Source organism: Bifidobacterium sp. RTP21102st3_E2_RTP21102_210122 (assembly GCF_040916945.1).
Lineage (GTDB): Bacteria > Actinomycetota > Actinomycetes > Actinomycetales > Bifidobacteriaceae > Bifidobacterium > Bifidobacterium longum.
On record NZ_JBCPAN010000037.1, the window covers coordinates 1 to 1042 of the forward strand.

2 protein-coding genes are annotated in these 1042 nt (G+C 28.4%); both read left to right on the forward strand.

The annotated features are described in order from the left end of the window. A partial coding sequence (locus AB5287_RS10075) for a thioesterase domain-containing protein (RefSeq protein ID WP_368221193.1) occupies window positions 1-816 on the forward strand: 816 nt, incomplete at its 5' end. A gap of 3 nt (window positions 817-819) precedes the next feature. After that, on the forward strand, window positions 820-1042 hold a 223-nt coding region (locus AB5287_RS10080; protein ID WP_368221194.1), incomplete at its 3' end, for a hypothetical protein.

Below are 1042 nucleotides of genomic sequence, written 5' to 3' on the forward strand. Positions count from 1 at the left end.
CTAGATAAGATGGTAAATTTTATTGAGATATACAAAAATTCAAAATTATGTAATTTAGCTAATCTACTACTTAGAGATGACTTTAAGCCTATTTATACTTTTGTTGAGAGAGATTCAATGATGGGAAGCGCAACGCCATTATTTGTTATTCATTCTGGTAATACTGGAAGTGATGTATATAGACCACTTTTTGAGAATATCATTAACCCTAAATTTCCTATATATATAATTGAACCTTATAATCTCTTGAGGCAGGGGGATAGGATAAATGGAATTGAGAATATTGCTGAATTCTATATTAATTTAATTAAAAACTTTTCTTGTGAAAGAGGTTGTAAAAAAATTAAATTGATGGGATGGAGTTACGGTGGGGTTGTAGCAAGCGAGATGTGTTATCAGTTAGCTAATTATGATTTGAAGGTCGATGAATTAATCATTTTAGATGCCCCGTTTTATCTTGAATCCGAAGATTATGATTTAGCAATTCAAAGAGAAAAAAATGGCTATTACAGACAGTATTTTGAAAATACACATATATTTGAAGGGATGAACAAGCTTAATGTAACAACAGAACATTTAATTCAAAATAATCATGAGGTATTTAATGATCTATTTAATTATGTTCCTAAGAAAATAATTAATACAGAGGTTACATTCGTTCGAAGTGTAGTTGAACAAAGACCTTTGAGTAATCAACAAATAAGGACATTGTTTGACTCAGCAGCCATAGTTGATGTAGAATCAAGGCACGATTATCTTTTTGTTGAAAGAAAAACTAGAGAAATTATACGAAATATTTTACACATAAAAGGTTAGTATATGATTAAAATACTGTATTATCAATATTATGATTTTCAAAATTTCGATTTTGTTTTGAAGTTTACAAAATTATCATCCATATCAAGATATAATTATTCGAATAGTTTTTATCGTAAAGAAGATGTCTTTAATTCTGCTCTAGCATATACACTTTTATGTTTAGGGGAAAAACAATTTGGTTTAGAGATTTCAAGAGAAGATAATGGGAAGCCTTATATAAAAG